21 protein-coding genes are annotated in these 23427 nt (G+C 72.7%); 2 read left to right on the plus strand and 19 right to left on the minus strand.

Annotation, left to right across the window (positions count from 1 at the left end; translation table 11 throughout):
• Positions 1-94: 94 nt before the first annotated feature.
• The 15 genes from purM to ACS3YM_RS15385 form a co-directional block, all read right to left on the minus strand.
• Positions 95-1180 (minus strand): phosphoribosylformylglycinamidine cyclo-ligase, encoded by a 1086-nt coding sequence (purM, locus tag ACS3YM_RS15315; protein WP_439937289.1) that lies wholly within the window; start codon positions 1178-1180, stop codon positions 95-97.
• Between the two features lie 38 nt (positions 1181-1218).
• Positions 1219-2739, minus strand: a complete 1521-nt coding sequence (gene purF, locus ACS3YM_RS15320; protein ID WP_439939905.1) for an amidophosphoribosyltransferase — start codon at positions 2737-2739, stop codon at positions 1219-1221.
• A gap of 124 nt (positions 2740-2863) precedes the next feature.
• Positions 2864-3901: an NAD(P)H-binding protein gene (locus tag ACS3YM_RS15325; RefSeq protein ID WP_439937290.1), complete on the minus strand. Its 1038-nt coding sequence runs from the start codon at positions 3899-3901 to the stop codon at positions 2864-2866.
• Positions 3898-4365: an SRPBCC family protein gene (locus tag ACS3YM_RS15330; RefSeq protein ID WP_439937291.1), complete on the minus strand. Its 468-nt coding sequence runs from the start codon at positions 4363-4365 to the stop codon at positions 3898-3900. Before ACS3YM_RS15330 ends, ACS3YM_RS15325 begins: the two co-directional genes overlap by 4 nt.
• A gap of 62 nt (positions 4366-4427) precedes the next feature.
• Complete coding sequence (locus ACS3YM_RS15335; RefSeq protein ID WP_439937292.1) at positions 4428-5789, minus strand: dipeptidase; 1362 nt, start codon at positions 5787-5789, stop codon at positions 4428-4430.
• A 56-nt stretch (positions 5790-5845) separates the two neighbouring features.
• Positions 5846-6640 (minus strand): GntR family transcriptional regulator, encoded by a 795-nt coding sequence (locus ACS3YM_RS15340; RefSeq protein WP_439937293.1) that lies wholly within the window; start codon positions 6638-6640, stop codon positions 5846-5848.
• Positions 6641-6682: 42 nt separating this feature from the next.
• Positions 6683-7717, minus strand: a complete 1035-nt coding sequence (gene pdxA, locus ACS3YM_RS15345; protein WP_439937294.1) for a 4-hydroxythreonine-4-phosphate dehydrogenase PdxA — start codon at positions 7715-7717, stop codon at positions 6683-6685.
• A complete protein-coding gene (locus tag ACS3YM_RS15350) occupies positions 7714-8832 on the minus strand; it encodes a four-carbon acid sugar kinase family protein (RefSeq protein ID WP_439937295.1) in 1119 nt (372 codons plus the stop codon). The genes pdxA and ACS3YM_RS15350 overlap by 4 nt, the downstream gene beginning before the upstream one ends.
• Positions 8829-9866, minus strand: coding sequence for a 2-keto-3-deoxygluconate permease (locus ACS3YM_RS15355; RefSeq protein WP_439937296.1), 1038 nt, complete (start codon positions 9864-9866; stop codon positions 8829-8831). Before ACS3YM_RS15355 ends, ACS3YM_RS15350 begins: the two co-directional genes overlap by 4 nt.
• Before the next feature lie 136 nt (positions 9867-10002).
• Positions 10003-10812, minus strand: a complete 810-nt coding sequence (locus ACS3YM_RS15360; RefSeq protein WP_439937297.1) for a GNAT family N-acetyltransferase — start codon at positions 10810-10812, stop codon at positions 10003-10005.
• A gap of 23 nt (positions 10813-10835) precedes the next feature.
• Positions 10836-13253: a phosphoketolase family protein gene (locus ACS3YM_RS15365; protein ID WP_439937298.1), complete on the minus strand. Its 2418-nt coding sequence runs from the start codon at positions 13251-13253 to the stop codon at positions 10836-10838.
• A 64-nt stretch (positions 13254-13317) separates the two neighbouring features.
• Complete coding sequence (locus tag ACS3YM_RS15370) at positions 13318-14220, minus strand: 2-hydroxyacid dehydrogenase (RefSeq protein WP_439937299.1); 903 nt, start codon at positions 14218-14220, stop codon at positions 13318-13320.
• Positions 14217-14570 (minus strand): sterol carrier family protein, encoded by a 354-nt coding sequence (locus ACS3YM_RS15375; protein WP_439937300.1) that lies wholly within the window; start codon positions 14568-14570, stop codon positions 14217-14219. Before ACS3YM_RS15375 ends, ACS3YM_RS15370 begins: the two co-directional genes overlap by 4 nt.
• A gap of 68 nt (positions 14571-14638) precedes the next feature.
• Entirely contained in the window at positions 14639-15382 is a 744-nt protein-coding gene (locus tag ACS3YM_RS15380; RefSeq protein ID WP_439937301.1) for an alpha/beta hydrolase, read from the minus strand.
• A 98-nt stretch (positions 15383-15480) separates the two neighbouring features.
• Positions 15481-16053 carry a winged helix-turn-helix domain-containing protein gene (locus ACS3YM_RS15385; RefSeq protein ID WP_439937302.1) on the minus strand — a complete coding sequence of 191 codons (573 nt, stop codon included), beginning with the start codon at positions 16051-16053 and terminating at the stop codon, positions 15481-15483.
• Between the two features lie 68 nt (positions 16054-16121).
• Between ACS3YM_RS15385 and ACS3YM_RS15390 the strand changes: the two genes are divergently transcribed.
• The gene (locus tag ACS3YM_RS15390; RefSeq protein WP_439937303.1) at positions 16122-17375 is read left to right on the plus strand and encodes an MFS transporter; all 1254 of its coding nucleotides are present in this window, start codon (positions 16122-16124) and stop codon (positions 17373-17375) included.
• A gap of 9 nt (positions 17376-17384) precedes the next feature.
• On the opposite strand, the gene purL is transcribed toward ACS3YM_RS15390, so the two are convergent.
• Both purL and ACS3YM_RS15400 read right to left on the minus strand, forming a co-directional pair.
• Positions 17385-19685, minus strand: a complete 2301-nt coding sequence (gene purL, locus ACS3YM_RS15395; RefSeq protein ID WP_439939906.1) for a phosphoribosylformylglycinamidine synthase subunit PurL — start codon at positions 19683-19685, stop codon at positions 17385-17387.
• Positions 19686-19705: 20 nt separating this feature from the next.
• Positions 19706-20254, minus strand: a complete 549-nt coding sequence (locus ACS3YM_RS15400) for a TetR/AcrR family transcriptional regulator (protein ID WP_439937304.1) — start codon at positions 20252-20254, stop codon at positions 19706-19708.
• Between the two features lie 119 nt (positions 20255-20373).
• On the opposite strand from ACS3YM_RS15400, the gene ACS3YM_RS15405 reads away from it, so the two are divergent.
• Positions 20374-21852: an MFS transporter gene (locus ACS3YM_RS15405; protein WP_439937305.1), complete on the plus strand. Its 1479-nt coding sequence runs from the start codon at positions 20374-20376 to the stop codon at positions 21850-21852.
• Positions 21853-21865: 13 nt separating this feature from the next.
• Here the strand turns inward: ACS3YM_RS15405 and ACS3YM_RS15410 are convergent, their stop codons facing one another.
• Positions 21866-22975 (minus strand): hypothetical protein, encoded by a 1110-nt coding sequence (locus ACS3YM_RS15410; protein WP_439937306.1) that lies wholly within the window; start codon positions 22973-22975, stop codon positions 21866-21868.
• Positions 22976-22977: 2 nt separating this feature from the next.
• Positions 22978-23331, minus strand: coding sequence for a hypothetical protein (locus tag ACS3YM_RS15415; protein ID WP_439937307.1), 354 nt, complete (start codon positions 23329-23331; stop codon positions 22978-22980).
• Positions 23332-23427: the final 96 nt, after the last annotated feature.

Here is a 23427-nt window from a genome sequence, read left to right on the forward strand (position 1 = left end):
ATCGGTCACATATCGTGAGGACAACGCTACCTGAGCGGTGGGTGTTCCCGCACACCAAGGCACGCCTTTTCGTCGCCCGTTCCCGAAATCGGGCTCACCAGCCGGGGTGCTGGCCCTCCAGCAGGACCCGACCGCCGTGCTCGGCGTCGGCGCGGGCCTCGCCGGCCACCCAGGCCCGGATGCCGTGACCGGCCAGGACGGCGATGGCGGTGTCGACCGACTCGGGCGCCGTGAGCGACACCATGCCGACGCCGCAGTTGAGGGTCGCCTCGAGGTCGGCCTGCGGCACGTCACCCACACGGCGTACGACGTCGAAGACCGGCTGCGGCGTCCACGTCGAGCGGTCGATGCGCACCGACAGCTCCTCCGGGAGCACGCGCTCGAGGTTGGCCGCCAGGCCGCCGCCGGTCACGTGCGACATGGCATGGGTCTCGGTCCGGTCGGCGAGGTCGAGGCAGGCCTTGGCGTAGATGCGGGTCGGCTCGAGCAGCTCCTCACCGAGCGTGCGGCCGAAGTCGTCGACGTGGCGGTCCACGGTCCACCCGGCCTGGTTGAGAAGCACGTGGCGCACCAGCGAGTAGCCGTTGGAGTGCAGTCCGCTGGCCTCCATCGCGATGACCACGTCGCCGGGACGGACGCGACCGGGGCCGAGCAGCTTGCTGGCCTCCACCACGCCGGTGGTGGCGCCGGCGACGTCGTAGTCGTCGGGGTCGAGCAGCCCGGGGTGCTCGGCGGTCTCGCCGCCGATCAGCGCGCAGCCGGCCACCACGCAGGCCTCGGCGATGCCCTTGACGATGGCGGCGATGCGCTCGGGCACCACGCGGCCGCAGGCGATGTAGTCGGTCATGAAGAGCGGCTCGGCGCCGCAGACGACGAGGTCGTCGACGACCATGCCGACCAGGTCGAACCCGATCGTGTCGTGCACGTCCATCATCTGCGCGATCGCGACCTTGGTGCCGACGCCGTCGGTGGAGGTCGCGAGCAGCGGACGCTCGTAGCGGGTCAGCGCAGAGGCGTCGAAGAGGCCGGCGAAGCCGCCCAGGCCGCCGATCATCTCGGGCCGGCGGGCCTTCTCGACCCACCCCTTCATCAGGTCGATCGCGCGGTCGGCCGCCTCGATCGAGACCCCGGCTGCGGCATAGGCCCCGGAAGCGGATTCGGTGGGCTGCTGGTCGGACACGGAGCTCCTCGGTTCGTACGACGGTGGCGGCGTGCGGATCAGGGGTTGTTGAGGACCGGCAGCGCGCGGCCCATCGTCGGCGACTGCAGCGTCGCCTCGAGCAGGTGCTTGCCGAGCAGGCTCTCGTCGGGCAGCTCGATCGGGTACTGACCGGTGAAGCAGGCCTGGCACAGGCGGTCGGCGGTCTGGCCGGTCGCCTCGATCATCCCCTCGAGGGAGATGTAGCCCAGGCTGTCGGCTCCGACGCTGGCGGCGATCTCGTCGACGTCCAGCCCGTTGGCGATCAGCTCGGCGCGGGTCGCGAAGTCGATGCCGTAGAAGCAGGGCCACTTCACCGGCGGGCTCGAGATCCGCACATGCACCTCGAGGGCGCCGGCCTCGCGGAGCATCCGCACCTGCGCACGCTGGGTGTTGCCGCGCACGATCGAGTCGTCGACCACGACGATGCGCTTGCCGCGGATCATGTGCTCGAGCGCGTTGAGCTTGAGCCGGATGCCGAGCTGGCGCAGCGTCTGGCTGGGCTGGATGAACGTGCGTCCGACGTAGGCGTTCTTGACGAAGCCCTGGCCGAACGGGATGCCGGACTCGGCGGCGTACCCGGACGCCGCGGGCGTGCCCGACTCGGGCACCGGCATCACCAGGTCGGCCTCGACCGGGAACTCGCGGGCGAGCCGGCGGCCCATCTCGACGCGCGCCTCGTGGACGTTGCGGCCGCTGATGGTGGCGTCGGGACGGGCGAGGTAGACGTACTCGAAGACGCAGCCCTTGGGCTCGGGCTTCGCGAACTTGTGGGAGCGCAGGCCGTTCTCGTCGATGACGAGCATCTCGCCGGGCTCGACCTCGCGGACCACGCTGGCGCCGATGGTGGCGAGGGCGGCGTCCTCGCTGGCGACCACCCAGCCGCGGTCGAGGCGACCGAGGACGAGCGGGCGGATGCCCTGCGGGTCGCGGGCGGCGTACAGCGTGTTCTCGTTCATCCAGACGAAGCAGTACGCCCCGCGCAGCTGCGGGAGCACCTCGAGGGCCCGCTGCTCGAGGGTGGTGTCGGGATGGTGCGCGAGCAGGGCGGTGACCAGGCTCGTGTCGTTGGTCGCGCCCTCGACGCCCTTGATGTCGAGCTCGCCGGCCGGGCCGGGCAGCTGGGTGACCAGCTCGCGCAGCTCGTGGGTGTTGATCAGGTTGCCGTTGTGGCCTAGCGCGATGGACCCGTCGCCGGTGGGGCGGAAGGTCGGCTGCGCGTTCTGCCACGTCGAGGCGCCGGTCGTGGAGTAGCGGGAGTGGCCGATCGCCAGGTGACCCTTGAGCGAGTCGAGCGTCGACTCGTCGAACACCTGCGAGACCAGGCCCATGTCCTTGTAGACCAGGATCTGGCGCCCGTTGCTGACCGCGATGCCCGCGGACTCCTGGCCGCGGTGCTGCAGCGCGTAGAGCCCGAAGTAGGTCAGCTTGGCGACGTCCTCGCCGGGGGCCCAGACGCCGAAGACGCCGCACGCGTCCTGGGGGCCCTGGTCGTGGGGGTCGATTGCCGTGGTCAGACGGCCGTCGCCGCCCTTCCGCATGCTCGTCTGGTAGGGCACGACCTGCAGTCTACGGCCGTCCGGCGCCATCGCCGCACCGGCGCCGCCCACCGATACCTGAGGACGTGGCGGACGTGGAACCGACCCGTTCCCGTCCGTGGCGTCCTCAGGTGTCGAGGAGCTGGCCCGCCCGGTGGAGGGCGAGCCGGGCGACGGCGCGGGTGGACGCCGGGAGGGGTACGGCGTCGAGCAAGGGGTGGGGCCGAGTCCAGGTCGGGTCCGAGGGGAGCGCGGCCTCCGGCCCGCCGTACGACGGGTCGGTGGCGCGGCGCACCGCCTCCTCCACCCCGACCAGGGGGCCGCCGGTGCGCGGCACCCACGTGGCGCCCGGGCGGCAGACCATGTCGTGGCGCAGCGACTCGATGAGCGCGGTGACGGTGTGGAACGGCGCCGTCGTGGACAGCGCGGTGGCCAGTCCGACGAGCCCGCTCGGCGCGACGAACGCCGGCACCCGCAGCCGGGTCAGCCCGGCACCGCGGCCGCAGGCCTGCATCAGGTCGGGGTAGGCGAGGACGTCGGGCCCGCCGATGTCGACGGCGCCGCGCAGCGACTCGACCTCGAGGCCCTCCCGGATCGCGCGCAGGACGTCGGAGACCGCCACCGGCTGCACGGAGCTGCGCATCCAGAGCGGCACCGGCTGCACGACGAAGAGGGTGGCGATCTGCCGGATGATCTCGAACGACGTCGAGCCGGCGCCGAGCACGACGCCCGCCCGGAGGGCGACCGCGTCCTCGGTGGCCCCGAGCAGGATCCGCTCCACCTCGAGGCGCGAGGCGATGTGGGCCGAGAGCTCGGCTTCGGGCACGCCCGGCACCAGGCCGGAGAGGTAGACGAGACGGCGTACGCCACTGGCGGCCACGGCGGCCGCCACCACCTCGGCGCCGATCCGGTCGCGGTCGGTGAAGTCGGTGCGGGCGAGGGAGTGGACGAGGTAGACGACCGCGTCGACGCCGTCGACGGCCTCCGTCACCGCCGTCTCGTCGGTGACGTCGCAGCGGATCGCGCGGACGCGCTCGTCCCAGCCGAACCGCTCCGGGTCCGGCGCGGAGGACGAGGCCGCGACGACCTCGTGTCCGTGCTCGAGCAGGTGGGGCACGAGGCGCGAGCCGACGTAGCCGGTGGCGCCCAGGACGAGGACCCTCACGCTTTACCCAGGTGCTTGAGGAGGTTGCGCGAGAACACCGTGCCCATGTGCTTCACCACCCCCGCCATGACCCGCTCGACCGCCGGCCTGGCCAGGCCGGGCAGCGGCAGGTGGGTCGAGATCTGCAGGTCGATGCTCACGTCGGTGCCGCCGCCGTCGTGGTCCTTCAGGAGGTAGGTGCCCTCGACCGCCGTCATCTCCTCGGTCCGCGCGGGGTCGTGGCGGAAGTCGATCCGCTCCTCCGGCCGCAGCTCCATCACCTCGGTGAAGTGCGGCGCCACGGAGATCCCCAGCACCGGGATGGTGCCCATCCGCCACCGCCACCGGTCGCCCTCGACGTCGATCGAGGTGACGTAGGGCGTGATCTTGGCGATCAGGTCGGCGTCGGTCAGGGCGGCCCACACCTCGGAGCGCGGGGAGCGGAGCACCGCCGAGGAGCGGTCGCGGGCACGGAAGGTCGCCATGCCGCGAGGCTACCGGCGGCTCCGAAGGGTCGTCCTCACCCGCGCGAGCGGTGCGTGATGGATCAGCGGGGCAGGTCGCCGAGGTTGCGGAGCAGCAGGGCCTCTGCCTTGACGACCTTCTCGAACTCCGCGAGGTGCAGGCCCTCGTTGGCGCCGTGGGCGCGGGTGTCGGGGTCCTCCACGCCGGTGACCAGGACGCTGGCCTGCGGGAAGGCCTCGAGGAACTCGGCGATGAAGGGGATCGAGCCGCCGACGCCCATGTCGACGGGCGCGGTGCCGTCCCAGGCTTCGGCGAAGGCGGCACGCGCGGCGTCGTACGCCGGACCGCTGGCGTCGATCTGCGTCGCCTCGCCGGTGTCGACGACCGTCGCCGTGAGCGTGGCGCCCCACGGCGTGTGCTTCTCGAGGTGGGCCTGCAGGCACGTCACGGCGTTGGCCGTGGTGTCGCCGGGCGCGATGCGCATGCTGATCCGGCAGCGGGCGGCCGGGACGAGGGTGTTGGAGGCGCCCTCGACCTTGGGGGCGTCGAAGCCGGTGATGCTGATCGACGGCTTGGTCCAGAGGCGTTCGACGACCGACCCGGACCCGATCCACTCGATGCCCTCGGCGGCGCCGGACTCGGCGCGGAGGCGGGCCTCGGGGTACTCCACGTCGGCGGCGGGGCCGGAGTGCAGGCCCTCGACGGCGACGTTGCCGGCGTCGTCGTTCAGCGACGCGATGACCCGGCTCAGGGTCATGATCGAGTCGGGCACCAGGCCGCCCCACATGCCGCTGTGCACGGCGTGCGTGAGCGTCCGGACCTCGACGTCCATCCGCACGAGGCCGCGCAGCGACGTGGTGAGGGCCGGCTCGCCGATGTCCCAGTTGCCGGAGTCGGCGATGACGATGACGTCCGCCTCGAGGCGGTCCTTGTAGGCGTTGAGCAGCTCGACGAGGGTGTCGGAGCCGACCTCCTCCTCGCCCTCGATGAACATCACCAGGTTGACCGGCAGGTCGTCGCCGAAGATCCGCACCGCGCCGAGGTGGGCGGCGATGCCGGCCTTGTCGTCGGCCGCGCCACGCGCGTACAGACGGAGGTCACCACGCGCATCTTCTCGTGAGGTGGGCTCCCACGGCGGGGAGTCCCAGTCGGCGTGGTCGTTCTCCGGCTGGACGTCGTGGTGGGCGTAGAGCAGGACGGTCGGGGCGCCCTCGGGTCCGGCCTTCTTGGCGATCACGGCCGGCGGCGCACCGTCGTACGCCCGGACGATCTCGCACTCGAAGCCCTCGGCGGCGAACAGGTCGCGCGTGGCCTCGGCGCTCCGCTCGACCTCCCCGGCGCGGGCCGGGTCGGCGGACACCGACTGGATGCGGACCAGGTCCTCGAGGTCGCGGCGGATGCCGGGCATGACCTCGGCGAGGCGAGCGGTGATGTCGACAGTCATGGGCGTCACCCTAGGAGCATCGCCCGTGGTGGGCGAGGCCGGGGAGCCATCGACTGTCAGCGGAGCGTCTCGAGCTCCGCGAGCAGCTCGCGCGCGGTTCGGGCGAGCCGCTCGATCCGCTCTCCGGACGCCTCGTCCCGGGCGGACGGAGGCACCGCATCGACGTCGAACGCGGCCAGGTCACCACGGTGCCACGTGGAGAATTCCTCCAGCGCGGCACCGTCCACATCTACGCTGCGACCCTCGAGCAGGAGCAGGGGGGCGCCGACGGCGACGCCAAGTCGCTCGGCCAACGACGTCGTCGCCGGGACTGCGCGCACCTGGTTGCGCCCGCCCACTACGTGCCGGCCCATCCGGTCGGCGAGGAGCTGGTGCAGCGAGGCATCGGCGAGGTCCTCCCGCGAGATGACGTCGGCGACGTCGACCGGCAGCCAGGTGCGGATGTAGCTGAGCACCACGCCGCCCACCGAGCGCACCCTCCCGAGCTGGAGGACGCGGTCGCCCGGTATGGAGACGAGGTGGTCCGGGCGCGACACCACGTCGTACGCGTCCACGACCGTGGACACCCCTCCGTCGAAATCCGCCTCGAGCCGGAGACCTGAGCGCCGTACGTCACGATGCACCTCACGGTGCTCGGCGACCACCGAACCCTTCCCTCGGACCTTGCGGATCAGGCCCTCGGCCTCGAGCGTGGCGAGCGCCTGGCGTACGACCGAGCGGGAGACGTCGAACTCCTTCTGGAGCGCCGACTCACTCGGAAAGAGGTCGCCGGGCCGGAGGTCGCGGCTGTCGAGCCGCTCCCGAAGGGCGCGCTCGACCTGGGCGTGCAGGGGGGTCGAGCGCTCACTCACGGCCGCAACTCTAGGGGCGCGGCCATGAGCGTCGCCGTCACGTCAGACGCCGACCCGCTGGGCGGTCTTCCAGACCGCGTCCCAGCCCGGCGCGAGCGCCGCCGCGCGGCGGGCGGCGAGCACGAGGCTGGCCTCGCGGGCGATGCCCTTGCCGGCGATGTCGAAGGCGGTGCCATGGTCGACCGAGACCCGGACGACCGGCAGCCCGACGGTGATGTTCACGCCGTCGTCGCCGTAGACGGCCTTGAACGGGGCGTGCCCCTGGTCGTGGTAGCAGACCACTACCAGCTCCCACTTGCCGCGCACGGCCTGCGGGATCAGGGCATCGGCCGGCAACGGTCCGTGGGCGTCGATGCCGCGCTCGCGGGCGCGTGCCACGGCAGGCTCCAGGACGTCGGCGTCCTCGTCGCCGAAGAGACGGTTCTCGCCGGCGTGCGGGTTCAGGCCTGCCACGCCGACCGGCGTCTCGGGCTTGCCCATCGCACGTGAGAACGCGTGGACCAGGTCGAGCACGTCGTCGGTCCGCTCGGGAGTGACGTCGGCGATGGCTTGGGTCAGCGACACGTGGGTGGTGAGGTGGAAGAAGTAGAGGTCTCCCGCGGACAGCACGAGCGAGAAGTTGTCCACCCCGAACTGCTCGGCGAGGAGCTCGGTGTGACCGGGGTACTTGTGGCCACCGGCGTGCATCGCGGCCTTGTTGAGCGGCGCGGTGACGATGCCGTCGATGGCGCCCTCCTTGGCGAGGTCGCAGGCGGCGACGACGAAGCGGTACGACCCGTCGCCCGCGACGGCGCTCAGCTCCCCGAGCGGCACCTCCTCCATCGGCTCACCGACCTGGAACACCTCGACGAGGCCGGGGTCGTTGGTGGCGGCCGAGGGGTGGTCGATCGTCACGACGACGGCGGGGTCGATGCCGATCATCGGCGCGACGCGGCGAAGCGCACCCGCGTCGCCGACGACCACGGGAACGCACTCGTCGCGGAGGTCGGGGTGCTCGAGGAGGGTGCGCAGGGTCGTCTCTGGCCCGATGCCGGCGACGTCGCCGAGGGTGATGCCGAGGACGGGGAGGGTGCTCATGAGGGTGCTCCTTGGGCGCCGTGCACGACGCCGATCAGTTGGGAGAGGGTGTGGGCGTCGCCGAAGCCGCCGGCCTTCGTGGCGACCGGGAGGCCGTCGTGGGGACCGCCGACGAGTGTGCCGAGTGGTACGCCCTCGACGGGCGCGTCGACCACCCGGATGCCGGTGGCGCCGAGGGCGAGCAGGGTCTGCGCGGCGCCGTCGCCGCCGACCAGGACGAGCAGGCCATGCTTCTGTCCGGCCAGCGCCCTCGCCGCTTCCGCACCGATGGTGCGCGCCCGCTGCTCGGCCGCCCCGTCGACTCGCTCGGGGTCGGTGACGAGGATGTCCACGGCCAGCTGGTCGGCCCGCGCCTCGAGGTCGGCGACCTGTTCGCGGGCGACCGGGTGCAACGAGGAGACGACGACCAGGCTGCGGCTGCCGGCGGGTACGTCGACCGTGCGTGGCGCACCCCGCGCTGTCGTACGCCACACGCGGGCGAGCGCGACCGCGAGGCCCGCCGATCCGACCGGGATGGCGTCAGGACCGATCTCCGCTACAGCGGCGGCGATGCGGTCGAGGTCGGCCTGGTCGCGGGCGTCGGTCACGACGACGTCGCTGTGGAGCGACGCCTCGCGCATCGCGGCGGCGAGGTCGTCGCCGACGGCAAGGGCGGCGCCGGGCACGAGTGCGCGCAGGTCGGACTGGGTCACCGGGGTGACCGGGTCGTCGCCGGCGGCGCTCAGGTGGACGGGCACGCCGTGGACGAGCACGTGGCCGTCCTCGACCGTCCGGCCCATCGCGGGATATGCCGGGCACAGCACGGCGTACGCGCCGGGCCTCGAGCGACGGCGACCGGCGACGGCGCCACGCACCTGGTCGGCCACGCTGCCGCGCACGGTGGAGTCGATCTTGAGGTAGAGCAGCTCGGGATCGAGGTCGCCGGCAGCCCGCGCGGTGACCTGGCCGGCCCGCGGGTCGCGGCGGCTGTCGAGGGTGACCGCGACTGTCTCCTCGTCCGGCTCCCGCCGCCAACCGCCGCTGAGGGACAACAGCGACGACCAGCCCGACCGGGCGAACGACACCACGGTGTCGCCCGCCCCGGTCAGGTCGTCAGCGAGGACGAGAACCCTCACAGCTGTGGTTCCTTGACGCCGAGGTCCATCTCGTCGATGCGCTCGATCTCCTCCTCGGTGAGCAAGCCACCCTCCTTCTTCAGGACGACGGAGGCGATGAGCGGTGCCATCACGGCCGTCACCAGGACGGAGGCCGCGACCTGCGCGGTGGCGGTCTCGACGTACGGGGCGAAGGTCGGGTCGGCCAGGCCGATGATGGCGGGCGTGGCGATCGCGTTGCCTGCGGTCGTGCCGGCTGCGAAGCCGATGCCGGAGCGGTAGCCGCGGCGGAGCAGGAAGCGGTAGCCGAGGTAGACGAAGAAGCCTGTGATCGGCGCGACGATGACGCCCACCACAAGGCCGCTCAGGCCACCCTTGACGATGTTGTTGAGGTCGATGCCGGTGCCGAGCGCCAGGGCGAAGAACGGGATCACGATGGCGGGGGTCGGGCGCAGGATCTCGCGCCAGTGCGGGTTCAGGTTGCCGACGAGCATGCCGAGGAGGAACGGGATCACCGCCGCGACCATCGCACTGACAGGGATGTCGGCGAGGCCGGAGGCGCCGAGGAAGAGCATCGAGAAGAACGGGCCGTCGTTGAGCGCCGAGGCGATGTAGGCGCCGCGGTCGCGCTTGTCGCCGTAGCGGCCGGTGAAGGCGAGCCAGAGGCCGCCGTTGCTGTTGTCGACCGCCACCAGCAGGGCGAGGATCGAGACGCCGAGCACACCGTCGATGCCCACGACCTGGCCGAGCAGGATCACGATCGTGGCCGGGATGATGCTCTTGCAGAGCAGCACGACACCGGCGGTCGCGGCGACGGGGCCGCTGGTCTTGAGGGTCACCTGCGTGCCGGTGGCGAAGATGAGCAGCGCGATGAGAGGAAGCGCGCTCTGCTGGAAGAGGGCCGTGGTGAACGAGCCCATCTCGAGGAAGCCCAGGGCGTAGGTGCCCAGCAGCGAGCCGATGACCAGCGGGATGAGCATGAGGCCGCCGGGGATGCGGTTCATCAGCTGGTAGAGCGGAGCGATCTCGCGCTCAGTGGTGGTGGTGTCAGTCATGGGGTGGTTCACCTCGGAAGTCTTGTCCGTACAACCTGTACGTACAAGTGAGGGTGACATGCACCTTCCCCACGTGTCAACCGTCACATGTGCGCCACCAGGGGCCTCCAGCAGCGGGAGGCAGGTCTCGCCCGGATCAGCGGTCGGAGGTCTGGGCCCAGTCCCCGGTGCGCTTCTCCAGCATCAGCTGGTGCTCGGCGTCCTCGAACCCGAGCCGGCGGTAGACCCCGATCGCGTCGCCGTCGGTGTCGGCGACGATCACGAGGGTGCGGGTGCCGAGCTGGTCGAGCGCGTGCTGCCCGGCCGCGTGCACCACGGCAGCGGCCAGGCCCTTGCGACGGTGCTCGGGGTGGGTCTCGACGCTCTGGAAGCGGGCGACGCCGTCCTCGGTCACGAAGATCCCGGCGGTCGAGACGAGCTCGTCGTCGACGTACGCCCCGAAGCGCCGGCCGCGGCCGGCGTCGACGAGGCGTCGCTCCTGGGCGTTCTTCTGGCGCGCGAACGCCATGAACCTCTCCTCGGGGGTCTCCGGGTAGAGCTGCTGGCTCAGCCGGGCCCGGGCCTCCCAGTCGTCGTCGCTGTCGAGCTGCCGCAGCTCGGCCTCCACCTCTCGCGGTGCGTGCAGCGAGGACGCGGTGAGCACGGTCGCGTCGTCGACCGTCATGCCTGCGGCCTCGAACGCCGCGCGCGACTCGTCGGGCAGGTCGGCGGTGTCGATGCCGATGCTCACGTGGTCGGCCAACGGGAACTCGGTGTGGAAGGCGCCCACCACCTCACGCTCGCCGCCGGGCACCGGGGGCCGGGCGAGGAGGATGAAGTTGCCCCAGAAGTAGGACGGGTTGTCGGGCGAGCGCACCACCAGGTGCGTACCCCTGTCCTCCACGACGCTGCCGGAGGCGGTCAGCAGGGCCAGGTCCGTACGGAATCCCAAGGAGCTCACGTGCATGGGCGGAGGCTAGCCGTCCGCTGCTAGAGGTTGTCCGCCCCGGTGTCCGCGTCGGCGGTCGTCGACGGCGACTCGCCGCGCTCGGGGTCGGCCTGGACGTCCCACCGCCAGTCACGGACCTCGGGCAGGTCGTCGCCGTGGGTGCGGGTCCACTGGCGCGCGCGCCGGCGGGTGTCGACCATCAGCTGGCGCACCCCGGCCGCGCGGGAGGCGAGCCCCGGCACCCGGTCGATGACGTCCATGACCAGGTGGTAGCGGTCGGTGTCGTTCATCATCACCATGTCGAAGGGCGTGGTCGTGGTGCCCTCCTCCTTGTAGCCGCGCACGTGGATGTTGTCGTGGTCGGTGTGGCGGTAGGTCAGCCGGTGGATCAGCCACGGATAGCCGTGGTAGGCGAAGATCACCGGCTTGTCGGTGGTGAAGACGGTGTCGAAGTCGCTGGTGCTCATGCCGTGCGGGTGCTCGTGCTCGTCCTGCAGGCGCATCAGGTCGACCACGTTGACGAACCGGATCCTCAGCTCCGGCAGGTGCTCGCGCAGCAGCGACACCGCGGCCAGGGCCTCCAGCGTGGGTACGTCGCCGGCTGCCGCGAGCACGACGTCCGGGTCGCCGTCGTCGTTGGACGCCCAGTCCCAGATGCCGAGGCCCCGGGCGCAGTGCAGGTCGGCCTGCTCCGCATCGAGCCAGTCGAAGCTGGGCTGCTTGCCGGAGACCACGACGTTGACGTAGTGCTCGCTCTCGAAGCAGTGGGCCATCGTGGACAGCAGGGTGTTGGCGTCCGGCGGCAGGTAGACCCGCACGACCTCGGCGCTCTTGTTGACGACGTGGTCGATGAAGCCGGGGTCCTGGTGGGAGAAGCCGTTGTGGTCCTGGCGCCACACGTGCGAGGTCAGCAGGTAGTTGAGGCTGGCGATGCGCGGCCGCCACTCGATCTCGCGGGTCGTCTTGAGCCACTTCGCGTGCTGGTTGAGCATCGAGTCGACGAGGTGGATGAAGGCCTCGTAGCAGCTGAAGAGGCCGTGCCGTCCGGTGAGGAGGTAGCCCTCGAGCCAGCCCTGGCAGGTGTGCTCGGAGAGGATCTCGACCACCCGGCCCGACCGGGCGAGGTGCTCGTCGAGGTCGCTGAGCTCGCCCGCCCACACCTTGTCGGTGACCTCGTAGACGGCGTCGAGCCGGTTGGAGGCGGTCTCGTCGGGACCGAAGATCCGGAAGTTGGTGGCGTTGTCGCGCACCACGTCGACGAGGTACTGCCCCAGCACCCGGGTCGGCTCGTGGATGGAGGCCCCGGGTCGCTCGACCTCGACCGCGGACGCACGCCAGTCAGGCAGGCGCAGGGGTCGCTTGAGCAGGCCGCCGTTGGCGTGCGGGTTGGCCGTCGTACGCCGGTGGCCGGCCGGGGCCTGCGCGAGCACGTCGGGCACGGGGCTGCCGTCGTCGTCGAAGAGCTCGTCGGGACGGTAGGACCGCATCCACTCCTCGAGCTGCGCGCGGTGCTCGTCGTTCTCGCGGGTGCCGGCGAGCGGCACCTGGTGGGCGCGCCACGTGCCCTCGACCGGCGTGCCGTCGACCTCGGCCGGACCGGTCCACCCCTTCGGGGTGACGAGCAGGATCATCGGCCACGGACGTCGCTCGACGTCGCCGTCCTCACGGGCGGCGCGCCAGGTCTCGCGGATCATGTCGTGCGCCTCGTCCATCGCCGCGGCCATCTGGCGGTGCACGTCGGCCGGGTCGTCGCCCTCGACGGTGAGCACGTGGTGGCCGTAGCCGCGCAGCAGGCTCTCGAGCTCGTCGCGGTGGATCCGCGCGGGGATGGTGGGGTTGGCGATCTTCCAGCCGTTGAGGCTGAGGATCGGCAGGACGGCGCCGTCATGCACCGGGTCGACGAACTTGTTGGCGTGCCAGCTCGCCGCCAACGGGCCGGTCTCGAACTCGCCGTCGCCGACGATCGCGGTCACGAGGAGGTCGGGGTTGTCCATGGCGGCGCCGTACGCGTGGGAGAGGACGTAGCCCAGCTCCCCGCCCTCGTGGATCGAGCCCGGCGTCTCGGGGGCGACGTGGCTGGGGATGCCGCCGGGGAAGGAGAACTGCCGGAACAGGCGCGACATGCCGTCGCGGTCGCGGGAGATCGCGGGGTAGGTCTCGGAGTAGGTGCCCTCCAGCCAGGCGTTGGCGACCGCGGCCGGTCCGCCGTGGCCGGGCCCGCACAGGATGATCGCGTCGGCGTCGCGCTCGCGGATCAGCCGGTTGAGGTGGGTCCAGACGAGGTTGAGCCCGGGCGTGGTGCCCCAGTGGCCGAGCAGCCGCGGCTTGATGTCGTCGCGCTCGAGCGGGCGCTCGAGGAGGGGGTTGTCGAGGAGGTAGATCTGGCCGACGGAGAGGTAGTTGGCCGCGCGGAACCAGAGGTCGAGCTGCTGGACCTGGTCGTCGGTGAGGGTCGCCATGGTCCTTCGTACCCGACCGCGCCGCGCTCGTGCACCCCCTGCCGGGCAAACTCCTGCGGACGACTCAGCCGCTGACCACGTTGACGAGCGGCTCGCCGGCCACCCGGCGGCGCAGCTGGTCGTGGACCAGCGCGGAGATGCGGGGCAGCATCGCGGTGGTGCCGCCCGCGATGTGCGGCGTGATGAGCACGTCGGGTGCGTCCCAGAGCGGGTGGCCGTCGGGCAGCGGCTCGGGGTCGGTGACGTCGAGGGCGAACCGCAGCCGACCGGCGTGCCGCAGCACTGCGTCGGTGTCCACCACCGGCCCGCGGGCGACGTTGACCACGAGCGCGCCGTCGGGCAGCAGCGCGAGCATCTCGTCGCCGAGCAGGCCGCGGGTGTCGTCGCTCAGCGGGACGAGGACGACCACGACGTCCTGCTCCGGCAGCAGGACGGGCAGGTCGTCGATGCTGCGCACCCGGCCGACCAGGTCGTCGTCGCGCTCGCGGGTCGCGACGGCGGTGACGACGGCCTTCATCGGCAGCAGCCGCTCGGCGAGCGCCCGCCCGATCGAGCCGTAGCCCAGGACGAGCACCCGCGAGTCGGCCAGCGAGCGGCGCCCGGGCAGCGAGTGCCAGTGGCCGTGCTGGCGCACGGACTCGGGGATGCCCCGCAGGCTGGCGAGGACGAGGCCTACGGCGTGCTCGGCGGTGGCGTCGTCGTGGACGCCGGTCGCGTTGCACAGCGTGATGCCGTCGGGCAGCCGCCCGAGCACCCCGTCGTACCCCGCGCTCTGGAGCTGCACCACCCGCAGGCCCTGCAGCCGGTGGGCCTGGTCGATGACGTCGGCGCGGGTGGCGTAGTGCGGCACCCAGAGGTCGACGTCGCCAGCGGGCGGCGGGCCGTCGCCGTTCCACACGACGACCTCGACGCCCTCGACGGGGCCGATCGCTTCCGCGAGCTCGGCGGTCGAGACGGCCGCCTTCACTGCCCGTCCCCCGGATCGCCCAGCGGGAGGTAGGGCGAGAGGTCGGTGCGCTCGCCGCTCGCGACCACGACGCCGTCGTCGATGGCCTGGTGCCACGTCATCCGGCCGGTCGCGAGCGCGAGCCAGGTCTCGGCGTCCATCTCGACCACGGCCGGCGGCGTGCCGCGGGTGTGGCGCACGCCGGGCACCACCTGGACGGCGGCGAAGGGCGGCACCCGGACCTCGACCGAGCGGCCGGGCGCGCGCTGCTCGAGCACGGCGAGGTAGTGCTTGACCAAGGCCTTGGTGTCGGGAGCCGCGGCGGCCGCAGCCAGCTGGTCGGGGGTCAGGACCTTGAGTCGGGCAGGCACCCGCCAAGGCTAGCTCCCCGGGTCGAGTGCGCAGCCCCGTGCCGACCACTACCGCCAGGGCACTCGACTCACGAGATGGAGTCGAGGACCTCGACGCAGGCCGCCCAGGCCTCGGACCCGGTGTCGATGACCCCGAAGTGGCCGCCGGTGACCTCGACGAGGGTGGCCTCGGCGCCGGCCGCGGTGGCGGCGTCGACGTACGTCGTGGCCTGGGCGAAGGGCACCGTGTCGTCGTCACGCGCGTGCACGGCCCAGACGGGGACGTCGAGCGGCACCTGGGTCAGCGGGTCCGCTCGGTCGTACGTCGTCTCGTCGGGGTCGACGAGGAAGGCGAACGCGGCGTCGGCGCCGAGGTGCTCCTCGACGGCCGCGCGGAGGTCGAGCACCCCGGCCTGGCTGACGACGTGGGTGACCGCGACCCCGCCCGCCCACCGCTCGAAGCGGCCGCGGGCCGCGGCCCACGTCGCGAGGTGCCCGCCCGCGGAGTGGCCGAGGGTGACGACCGGCCCGGTGGTGACCCCGTCGAGGGCGCCAAGGGCGGCGTGGATGTCGTCGAGGGTCTCCGGGAAGCCGCCGCCGTTGCCGACGCGGCGGTACTCGACGTTGGCGGTGGTCCAGCCGCGCCCGGCCAGGTCGACGGCCAGCGGCTCGCCGTAGTCGGCGCCGTACTGCGCCCTCCAGAAGCCGCCGTGGATCACCACGACGAGGCCGCGGCTGGCGCCGCGGGGCTCGCGGACGTCGACCCACTGGCTGGGGTCGTCGCCGTAGGTGATCCGCTCGGTGCGCGCGCCCTGCTGCTGGTCGTCGTCCACGCCTCCCACCCTGCCCGACGGCTCATCCGCGCACCCCGCGAGAGCCGGCGCCACGCCGAGGGCACCGGTTGCGGTGATCACCACCCGGCGAGAGAGCCTCACTCGCCCGCGACGTCCGCGCGTGGCTGCACGATCTGCACGACCTGGTAGGTCCGGCGCCCCGACTCGCGACCTCGCGTGCGGTCGGCCCACGCCTCGATCACGGCGTCGATCTCACCCCGCAGGTCATGAGCCTCGTCGTCAGTCAGCTTGAGCGCGTGGTCAGACACCGCGAAGACCCCCCGGCCCTCCTCCCTGCTCATCGCAAACGCGCGATCGACCACCTCGTGGAGCGAGGCCATCTTGCTGCTGCGGAACACCTCGACCGCCGCCCGGCCTCCTGGTGCCTCCGCGAGCTGGCTGAGGTTGACACTGAAACCCTGCTCCGAGGTCGCCCGCCACACCCGGTCGCGCCTGTCGCGCGCCTCCTCCGGCGCCTCCTCGACCAGACCGTACTTCGCGAGCTGGCGCAGGTGGAAGCTGGCCTGGTTGGCCGGGATGCCGAGCTCGCGGGCCACGTCGGCGGCGCGGATCGGACCGGTCGCGGAGATCTCGTCGAGTATCCGCGTGCGCACCGGGTGCGCGATCGCGCGCAGGACGCGGGGGTCGCTCAGCGGTTGCGGCTCGGGCATGCCACCACCCTAGCGGAATTGCGCACGCACTATTGCGCAACATCACGTGCGCACTATATGTTGCGCATATGCCCGGATACCGCCAGCTCTCGCGCAACCGTGACTTCACCGTGCTCTGGATCGGCGACACCGTCAGCGAGCTCGGCAGCGCGCTGTCGATGTTCGTCTTCCCGCTCATCGCCTACGCGCTCAGCGGCTCGGCCCTCACCGCGGCCCTCGTGGAGGCGGCGTACCTCGGCGGGCTGTGCGCGACCCTGCTGCCGGCCGGCGTGCTCGCCGACCGCGTCGACCGCAGGCGGATCATGCTCGTCTCGAGCGCCACCGGCTGTGCGTCGTACTCGTCCCTCGCGATCGCCGGCGCGACCGGCCACCTCACGCTCCCCCACCTCGTGGGCGTCGCACTGGTCGCCGGCATCGCGACCGGCGCCTTCAACCCCGCGCAGATGTCCGCGATCCGCTCCGTCGTCGCGACCGAGGACCTGCCGACCGCGCTCAGCCAGAACCAGGCCCGACAGCACGTCGCGTCCCTCCTCGGCGGGCCGCTCGGAGGGGCGTTGTACGCCGTGACGCGTTGGCTGCCGTTCGCCGTGGACGCGCTCACCTTCGCCGTCGCCTGCGTGACCGTCAGTCGGGTGCGCACCGACCTCGGTGCGCCCCGCCGGCGACGCGAGCCGCTGCGCCAGCAGCTCACCGAGGGCTTCCGCTTCATGTGGGCGCGGCCGTTCTTCCGGACCCTGCTGGCGTGGGGCGCGCTGGCCAACCTGGTGACCAACGCGATCTTCTTCGTGGTCGTGCTGCGGATGGTCGCCGACGGCGTCCCCCCTGCCCAGATCGGCCTCGTCTCGACCGCCGCCGGCGTGGGCGGGATCCTCGGTGCCGCGATGGCGCCGAGCCTCATCCACCGCCTCCCCACCGGCCGCCTCACGGTGATGATCGGCTGGATGTGCTGCCTGCCGCTGGTGCCGCTCACGGTGTCGAGCAGCGTGTGGACCGCGTGCGCCAGCACCTTCTTCCTGCTCCTGCTCAACCCGGTCGGCAACGCCGGGATCAGCAGCTACCGGATGGCGGTCACGCCCGACCACCTGCAGGGACGCGTCGGCTCGACCAGCCAGTTCGTCTCGATGTCGGTGATGCCGCTCGCCCCGCTCCTCGGCGGCTACCTGCTCGAGCACAAGGGCGGCACGACGGCGATCACCGTCCTGGTCGCTGCGTCCGCGCTCCTCGCGGTGCTGCTCACGGCGAGCCGCTCGATCCGCTCGGTCCCCCGGCCCTCGGAGTGGGTCGTCGAGGACGCGCCGGTCGAGGACCCGATCGCGGCGTAGCCGCCGGCGTCAGGCGCCGAGGACCGCGGGCAGCGTCGCGCGCCAGGCCGCCTTGGCCTCGGCGACGGGCAGGTCGAAGGCTCCCTCGACCGAGATCGTGTCGCCGCCGGTGCGCCCGAGGGGCACCAGCGGTACGCCGTGGTGCTGGGCGAGGGCGACCAGGGCATCGGCCTGCTCGTCGGTCACCGTCACCAGGGCGCGGGCGGTCGACTCGGAGAAGAGCGCGACGAAGGCGTCGTCCGCGACGGAGGACAGCGACACCGTGACGCCGATGTCGCGGGTGAAGGTCGACTCCGTGAGCGCCTGGGCGAGGCCGCCGTCAGACAGGTCGTGGGCGCTGGTGACGACACCGTCGCGCGAGGCGTCCTGCAGCAGCGAGGCGAGCGCCTGTTCGGCCGCGAGGTCGAGGCGGGGCGGCAGGCCGCCGAGGTGGCCGTGCACGACGTGCGCCCACTCCGACCCGGAGAGCTCCTCGCGGGTCTCGCCGAGGAGGAAGACCCGCTCCCCCGCGGCGCCGAAGCCGGTCGGCGTACGGCGGGTGACGTCGTCGATCACGCCGAGGACCGCGACCACGGGAGTGGGCAGGATCGCCGTCTCGCCGGTCTGGTTGTAGAGGCTCACGTTGCCGCCGGTGACGGGGATGCCGAGATCGAGGCAGGCGTCCTTGAGCCCGCGGCACGCCTCGGCGAACTGCCACATGACCGCCGGGTCCTCCGGCGAGCCGAAGTTGAGGCAGTCGGAGACGGCCAGCGGCCGGGCGCCGCCGGTGGCGACGTTGCGGAAGGACTCGGCCAGCGCGAGCTGGGCGCCGGCGTAGGGGTCGAGCTTGGCGAAGCGGCCGTTGCAGTCGGTGGAGACCGAGACGCCGAGGTTGGTGTCCGCGTCCACCCGCACCATGCCCGAGTCGGCCGGCTGGGCCAGGACGGTGTTGCCCTGGACGTAGCGGTCGTACTGGTCGGTGATCCACGACTTGTCGCACAAGTTGGGCGAGGCGACCAGCCGGAGCAGGGTGTCGCGGAGCTCGGCGCCGGAGGCCGGACGCGCGAGCGCCTCGGCGCGGTCGGCCTGCAGCGCGTCCTGCCAGTCCGGGCGGGCGTAGGGGCGCTGGTAGGTCGGGCCGTCGTGCGCGACCGACCGCGGGGGTACGTCGACGACGCGCTCGCCGTGCCAGTCGATGTGGAGGCGGCCGGTGTCGGTGACCTCGCCGACCACCACGGCCTCGACGTCCCACTTCTCGCAGATCGCCAGGAACGCGTCGACGTCGCCGGGCTCGACGACCGCCATCATCCGCTCCTGCGACTCGCTCATGAGGATCTCCTCGGGAGCGAGCGTGGAGTCGCGCAGCGGCACCCGGTCGAGCTCGACGTGCATGCCGCCGTCGCCGGCCGAGGCCAGCTCGGAGGTGGCGCACGAGAGACCCGCGCCGCCGAGGTCCTGGATGCCAGCGACCACGCCGGCGGCGAAGAGCTCGAGGGTGCACTCGATGAGCAGCTTCTCCATGAAGGGGTCGCCCACCTGGACGCTGGGGCGCTTGGCGGGACCGCCCTCGTCGAAGGTCTCGCTCGCCAGCACCGAGACCCCGCCGATGCCGTCGCCACCGGTGCGCGCGCCGTACAGCACCACCTGGTTGCCGGCGCCCGAGGCCTTCGCGAGGTGCAGGTCCTCGTGGCGCAGCACGCCCACGCAGAGCGCGTTGACGAGCGGGTTGCCGGCGTAGGTCTCGTCGAAGACCGCCTCGCCGCCGATGTTGGGCAGGCCGAGGCAGTTGCCGTAGCCGCCCACGCCCGCCACGATCCCGGGCAGCACGCGGGCGGTGTCGGGGGCGTCGAGCGGGCCGAAGCGGAGCGGGTCCATCACTGCGACCGGGCGAGCGCCCATCGCGAGGATGTCGCGGACGATGCCGCCGACACCCGTGGCCGCGCCCTGGTAGGGCTCGACGAACGACGGGTGGTTGTGGCTCTCGACCTTGAACGTCACGGCGTAGCCCTGGCCGATGTCGAGGACGCCGGCGTTCTCGCCGATCCCGGCCAGGGTCTTGCCGATCGGCGTCTCCTGCGGGATCTCGCCGAACTGCTTGAGGTGCACCTTGGTCGACTTGTAGGAGCAGTGCTCGCTCCACATGACGGAGTACATCGCCAGCTCCGAGCTGGTCGGGCGACGGCCGAGGATCTCGCGGATCCGGGCGTACTCGTCGGCCTTCAGCCCCAGGTCGGCCCACGGCTGCTCGCGATCAGCGTCCGAGGACGCGACGGCGACCGTGTCGAGGGTGGACTGGTGGACCGGGGCGCTCGTGTCGGGCACGGCCCCAATCTACCGGCGCCGCGGGGCGGCTACTTCAGCAGTCCGTCCGCGAGGACCTCGAGCATCGGGCGCACGGCCGCGGGCTCGAGGTCGGACTGGTCGGCGACGGTCGCGACGCCGCCGACGAGGCGGGCGACCTGGAGCGAGGACACGTCGTCGCGTACGGCGTCCTCCGCTCGCAGCTGGTCGAGCACCCGGCCGCTGGCCGACTGCAGGACCTGGCACTTGGTGCGGATCGGCGAGGCCTCGTCGCCCATGGCGCCGGTGATCTTCGCCGGGCCGCCCTTGTGCACGCTGATCAGCCGGACGTACTCCTCGAACCAGTTGAGCAGGACGTCGCGCGGACCGCCCTCGTGGGCGAGCGCCTTCGCGGCAGTCTCCTCCACGTGGTCGACCCAGGCCTGCATGACGGCGTCGATGAGGTCGTCGCGGCTCGGGAAGTGGCGGTAGAGCGTGCCGGGGCCGACGCCGGCCTGCTTGGCGATGAGGTCGAGGGAGGCGTCGTAGCCCTGCTCACGGAAGACCTGCCGGGCAACCTCGACGATGCGGTCGTAGTTGCGCTGGGCGTCGGCACGCAAGGAGTTCTCACCTCGGTCTTGCTAAACGGAGACAGTCTCCGTATTGTCGGAGAGGAAGCGGAGTCATCCTCCGGATCTACTGTACCTCGGCCTACGAGGCCAGAACAGGACCGCACCTCATGTCATCCACCACCTCCCTGCGCCCGCAGGGATCACCGCGCGAGCTCCCCGTCGAGCTCCCGCCGCAGGCCGGCCGCGCAGCAGCCGGCATCGCGATCGTCCTCGTCGCCCAGCTGATGATCGTGCTCGACGCGACCGTCGTGAACGTCGCGCTCCCCCGCATCGACGCCGACCTCGGCTTCGGCCCCGCGTCGCTGTCGTGGGTCCTCAACGCCTACACCCTCGCCTTCGGCGGGTTGCTGCTCCTCGGTGGCCGCCTCGGGGACGTCTTCGGCCGTCGCCGGGCCTTCGAGGTCGGCCTGGCGGTCTTCACCGTCGCCTCCGCGCTCGGGGGCCTGGCCCAGACCCCGGGCCAGCTCGTCGCCACCCGCGCCCTCCAGGGCGTCGGCGCCGCGCTCGCCGCACCCAGCGTGCTCGCGCTGCTCACCACCAGCGCCCCCGACGACGCGGCACGCAACCGCGCCTTCGCCCTCTTCGGCGCCGTCTCCTCGGGTGGCGCGTCGATCGGCCTGATCCTGGGCGGCTTGCTCACGGACGTCGGCTCGTGGCGCTGGACGCTCTTCATCAACGTGCCCCTCGGCGTCGCCGTCCTGCTCCTCGTCGGTCGCTTCGTCGCCGAGACCCCGCGTCGCCCCGGTCGCTTCGACCTGGTCGGCGCCGCGAGCGCCACGGTGGGCGCCGTCTCGGTCGTCTGGGCCCTCATCGGCGCCCCGGAGCACGGCTGGTCGTCGGCCCGCACCATCGGCGGCTTCGTCCTCGGTGCGGCGCTGCTCGCGCTGCTCGCGCGCACCGAGACCCGGCACCCGCACCCCATGGTGCAGCCGCACCTGGTCCGCAGCCGCCGCCGCATCGGCGCCCTCGCGGCGATGGCCCTCGTCATCGGCGCGAACCTGTCGATGTTCTTCCTGGTCGTGCAGTACGTCCAGACCGTGCTCGGCTTCGGCCCGTTGCAGTCGGGCTTCGCCTTCCTGCCCTTCAGCCTCGGCATCTTCGGGATGTCGCGGGTGACCCCGTGGCTGATCGCCCGCGTCGGCCCTCGCGCGATGCTGATGACCGGCACTGCCGCGCTCACGGTCGGGTACGCCTGGCTGAGCGGCGCGGACGCGACCGGGACCTACGTCGGCGCCGTGTTCGGCCCGATGCTGATCGCCGGCCTGGCGACCGGCCTGGTGTTCATGCCGATCACCGTCACCGTGCTCGCCGGCGTCGAGCACGAGCACGCCGGCTCGGCGTCCGGACTGCTGCAGACCACGCAGCAGCTCGGCAGCGCGGTGGGCGTGGCCGTCATCGTCTCGGTGTACGCCGCGGGCGCGGTGCCGGGCCAGTTCGTGCCCGGCCTGCAGGCCGCCTTCCTCACCTCGGCCGGGTTCGCCGCCGTGGCGCTGCTGGTCAGCGCCACGGTGCTCCGAGCGCCGCGGGACGGGGGCGAGGCGACCGAGGTCGACCCCGAGCTCGAGGTGGTCGCCGACGCGGCCTGATCCCCGGGCAGGGTCAGCGCTGCTCGCCCCCGTCGTCGGCCCTCGGGTCGGCGGCGGGGGCGTCGTCGACGTCCTCGTGGTCGTCGCGCTTCTCGTTCTCCGCGGCCCGCGCGGCCTTGCGGGCAGCCCGCCCGGCCCGCTTCTCCTCGAGCGCGGCGCGCTTGGCCTCCTTGTCGACCTGCTTGGCGGCCTCCTTCTCCCGAGCCGCCCGCGCCTCCGCGTCGTCGCCACGGCCGTCGATCCTCGGCGTCGTCAGCCGGGTGGGTCCGGTGCGACCGCCGGCCGTGCCGCGCGACGTCGTCCCGGCACGTGCGCCCATGCCACCCGCGGCCATCCCGCCGACGGGCGGGGTCGCGCCGTCCGTCGTACGACATCCACGACGGCCGCCGAGCACGCCTGCGGCGGCTGCCGCGGCAGCGAGGGGCGTGAGCCCGGCGCTGCCGGGGCCGGTCAGGCCGGGCGGGGAGACCGGGATCGGTGCGATCGGCGGCAGCGCGCCGACGCCGGACTGGGCGCTGCCGAGGACCGAGGTGGAGCGCGCGGTCGCGGGGTGCGCGTCGACCCCGGAGGTGTCCCCGCCCGGGGCCAGTCGGCGGGCCCACGTGCCGCCGGCGAGGTCCTGGAGCTCCGTGCGCACCAGCGCCAGCTCGGCACGGGCACCGCGCAGCCGGGTGCTCTCCTCGTCGAGCGAGAGGGCGAGGCGGCGGCGGATCTCCTCGGTCTCCCCCTGCCCGCGCGTGACCTTGCCGCGGTCCTCGTCCTCGGAGGGGTGGAAGACCAGGTGGCGCGACTCGCCCACGACGTCGTGCGGGACCATCGCGACCGTCGCCCAGGCCCGGTCGAGCTCCTTCTGGCAGGACGTGAGGATCGAGCTGATCGCGCGCAGCGACCCGGAGATCTCGGCCGCCAGGCTGGTGAACCGGTCGACGTCGGCCAGCACCTGGCGGCGGTGCAGCTCGTAGCTCTCGGCCGCCGCCGAGTCCCAGCCCTCGGTGGCACGGCCGGCCGCGTCCACGATCTCGTCGCCCCGACGAGCCATCAGCGTGCCGATCTCCTCCCAGCGCTGCGCGGCGAGCTCCAGCGGCCGCACGTCCGCACGCAGGTCCCAGGGGTTGGCCGGCACGGTCAGCGCCCGCCCGGGCCCGGCAGCCGGCCGAATCCGTCGTCGGCCACGAGGTGCGTGGCCCGGGCGAGCTCGGCGGCCACCGTGTCGTCGGTGCGCAGGGCGTCCTTCGCGGCGTCGACCAGGCCGGTGACCCCCAGCTGCAACGCCTCGGCGAGGGCCGTCACGACCTCGCCGGCGTCCGCGGCTGCGTCGGCGTACGCGGAGGCGACGGTGGTGGTGCCCGTGGCGTCGCCCAGCGCGTCGCAGGCGCCGGACAGGTCACCGAGCACGCGCTCCCAGTCCTGCCCCATCGCGGTGAGGACGGCCTCGCACGACTCGGCGAGCTCGACCAGCCTGGTCGGCTCGACCTGCATCAGGGAACGTCCGCCGTTTCCGCTCACCCCAGCGGGATACCCGCGACCACGTCGCCCAAACACCCCGCCCCGCGCCTGTGGACGAACACGTCCGGG

The organism is Nocardioides sp. N13(2025) (assembly GCF_051912545.1).
Lineage (GTDB): Bacteria > Actinomycetota > Actinomycetes > Propionibacteriales > Nocardioidaceae > Nocardioides.